The organism is Bartonella sp. AU18XJBT, assembly GCF_028618595.1.
Classification (GTDB): Bacteria; Pseudomonadota; Alphaproteobacteria; order Rhizobiales; family Rhizobiaceae; genus Bartonella.
The window spans coordinates 1-3291 of record NZ_JAQITE010000083.1 but is presented as its reverse complement, the minus strand read 5'-3'; the positions used below and the strand labels follow the sequence as shown (position 1 = coordinate 3291).

The window sequence follows — 3291 nt, the reverse complement described above, 5'->3', positions numbered from 1 at the left end:
CGCCGAACAGCGTAGCAATAATGCTGATTAGGAAACACATGCCGCTGCATGTCACGTACCATACCAGCAGCATGTCCATAGGGTGCCACACAATCAATAAACCACATATATTCTCCGCCTTGCCAATCAGCATCGGATAAAAGCTCTCCCTTTTCAAGCATAGATTGATGATTTTTCTCATCTAAAAAAGCCCAAGTGATAAAGGCGCAAAATTCTCCACGTTCATTTTTATAGAGTTTATATTGCCCAGTCTGTAAAGCTGGTCCTAAATTTCGATCTATATCCCAGATTCGCCAGCGGCGGTATAAGGGAGATGTAAGCATTAAAACAATCATGGCACCCAAAGCCGTAAGAGGATCTATGAGTGATGGTGATGAATTTTCATTTACAGACATTATCTTTCCTTTAGAGATTGTTCTAAAATTTTGGTGATAGGTTCAAAGAAATAAGAAATGAGACGCCGTTTTGAGGTAATGACATCCGTTGTCACAGTCATGCCAGGGATAAATTTAAGTTGTTTGTTATTCAAAGTGATATGATCTTGGTCAATTTTGATTAAAACAGCGTAGACACCATTATTAATTTCTTTATCATAGCGCGCTGTAGCGCCTACATTAACGACTGTACCGTGGATAACACCGAAACGTTCAGGTGGAAAGGCAGAAAATTTGATGTAAGCACGTTGACCCTTTTCTAAAAAACCAATATCTCGATTATCAAAAAACGCTTCAACAATGAGACCGCCCGCACCAGGGACAATACGCATGAGCGTTTTACCAGCTTCTACAAAGCCGCCCAAAGTATGGATACTTAAATCATCGATACGTCCATCAACAGGTGCATAAAGTGATAAGTGGTCAAGATGGTATTGAGTGCTATCAAGCTTTGCTTTTAATCCTTGAAGATTCAGTTCTGTTTCACGTGAAAGTTGACGATAGCGGGCGATTTCATCGGAAATGAGACTTTGCCGTTGTTGGCGGAGGGTGTTTATTTCGGCGGCATTTTCTTCCAAGCGTCTTTGATTGGTTAAAATTTCATGCTCGACATTTTTAAAATCATGTAAACGCTCTAAATAAACCGCTTGGCTAATGACTTTTGTTTCCATCAGGCTTTTTGCAGCTTTTAATTTTCCTTGGCTTAATTGACGATCATCTTCCAACCTATCTAATTGCGCATGTTGTGTTGCACCGCTGCGCTCGACGCGGTCCGCTTGTGCTTTTAGCGCTCTTAATTTATCTTGGAGAGATTGAAGGGCAGCGCTAATGAGTTTTTCCCCTTCTATTCTTGCAGTCTGATTGCCAGAAGGAGGAACTGGTAGATAGGCAAGCCCTTTGGTCACAAAATCTTCATCCAAAGGATCACTTTCATGCAAAGCTGTTAAAATAGCTGTTGCAATTTGTGCTTGAAGGGTTTGTTGCGCGATATCTGCTTGAACACGTGCGCACTCATTGAGGGCTTCACGAGGATCTAATTGAATAAGAAGATCGCCTTGATGAACAAATTGCCCTTCTTTTACAAGAATTTTCTCAATGCGTCCTGTATTTTGCGCTTGGACCAGCTGAACGTAAGCGGTGGGAATAACACTTCCTTGCCCCCGTGCAACAATCTCTGTTTTTGCGATAAAGCTGCCGATTACAATAAAGAGAAATAAGGTGACCAAAACAGCAACCACCATATGAAGCGTTGGTGACAAAGGGCGCAAATAGGGAGCTTTATCTGCCATTTTTTGCCTCCAAATCAGTAAAGTTTAAGACGGTTGCATGCTGAGGAAAGAGGTCACTTTTGTGGGTAATAACAAGAACAATACGTTCTTGCGAAAGTTTATATAAATGCTCAACAATTTGTGCACTGACAGTGTCATCCAATGCGGAAGTAGGTTCATCCAAAATAAGAAGGCTTGGGTTTATCAGAAAGAAACAAGCCAAAGCCAAGCGTTGGCGCTGACCACCTGATAAAAAACCACCTTGCTCTCCTACTTGAGTATGAAGTCCTAAAGGCAACTGAGCAATCAAATCATGGCAAGCACTAACATATAGTGCAGTGTCGATTTCATCTTTAGTGGCATCTGGTTTAGCAAGAAGCATATTCTCAAGAATGGTTCCGGAAAAAAGGCAAGGATTTTGAGGAAAATACGCGATTGTTTCACGCACGCTACGGACATCAAAATTTTGTAAAGGTTGGGCATTAATCAATATCTTTCCGCTTGTTGGGGGGTAGAGTCCACAAAGGAGCTTCGCCAAGGTTGTTTTTCCGCACCCTGAAGGACCAAGTAACATAATTGGTTGCCCAGGTTGTAAACAGACATTAAGATGATTGATAATGGACTTATCTCCATAAGAAAAACAGAGATCGTTGGCTTCAAGATGAGGAGGAGCGCTGAGTTGAAGAGGCGGCTTTTCTTCTTCCCATTCTGAAGGGGAGTTAAGAATATCGCCCAAACGAAGACGAGAGATTTTCAAATGCTGCCATTCTTCCCATAGGGATGCAAGGCTTAAGATAGGACCAGAAACATTTCCAGCGAGGAGATGAAAGGCAATAAGTTGCCCTAGTGTAATCTGGTTTTGAAGAACTGCCTGAGCACCAAAAAAGATAATAAAAATAGTGAAAAGATCACCAAAAATATGGCTCATGGCTCCATTGAGAAGATGCAATTTACTGGTTGTAAGGCTTTGATCTAAACTACGAGCTAAAGTTTCTTGCATGCGTATTGTATGAGCAGATTCTTTTACGTGTGCTTTAATGGCTTCAAGATTGGTAAAACTTTCAATAAGGCGCGATTTATGGACAGCTTGCAGAGTGAAAGCACGGCGTAATTGGCGGCGCAAGAAGGGACCGACCAGCGCTAAAGAACCCATTTGTAAAGGTAAAATGATAAGGACAATAAAGGTCAGTTTTGGACTAATGGAAAAGAGTGCAGCAATATAAATAATGGCAAAGAGAACATTTAGCACAGTTGTGGCGATGGTTCCTGTTAAAAAACCGCGAATTGTATCAACCTCTCCAATACGTGAAAACAATTCTCCCACTTGCCAACGGCGTAAAGTGGGCAAAGAGAGACTTAAAAGATGGGTGTAAATGCGCCGTCCAAATTCTAGCGTAAGCCGATTGGCTAAATAAGCACCTAAGTAGCCTGATAGAGCGCTAAGAGCCGTGCTAAACAGCATGATAGCAACCATCAAGACAACGATAGCATAGAGACTTTCAATACGCTGAAAAGGGAGAATACGGTCGATAATCGCTTGAAAAATAAAAGGATTCACCAAGCCCAGCAAACGCAAAACAACAGCAACG

The 3291-nt window shown here is 41.8% G+C and carries 3 protein-coding genes; all 3 read right to left on the bottom strand.

The window, feature by feature from the left end; all coding sequences use genetic code 11:
• Positions 1–395 (bottom strand): toxin-activating lysine-acyltransferase (locus PVV60_RS09780; RefSeq protein WP_273724584.1); only part of this gene is annotated, 395 nt, incomplete at its 3' end.
• Positions 395–1723, bottom strand: a complete 1329-nt coding sequence (locus PVV60_RS09775; protein ID WP_100129580.1) for an HlyD family type I secretion periplasmic adaptor subunit — start codon at positions 1721–1723, stop codon at positions 395–397. The genes PVV60_RS09780 and PVV60_RS09775, both read right to left, overlap by 1 nt.
• Positions 1713–3291: peptidase domain-containing ABC transporter (locus PVV60_RS09770; protein WP_273724583.1), on the bottom strand; the 1579-nt coding region annotated here is incomplete at its 5' end. The genes PVV60_RS09775 and PVV60_RS09770, both read right to left, overlap by 11 nt.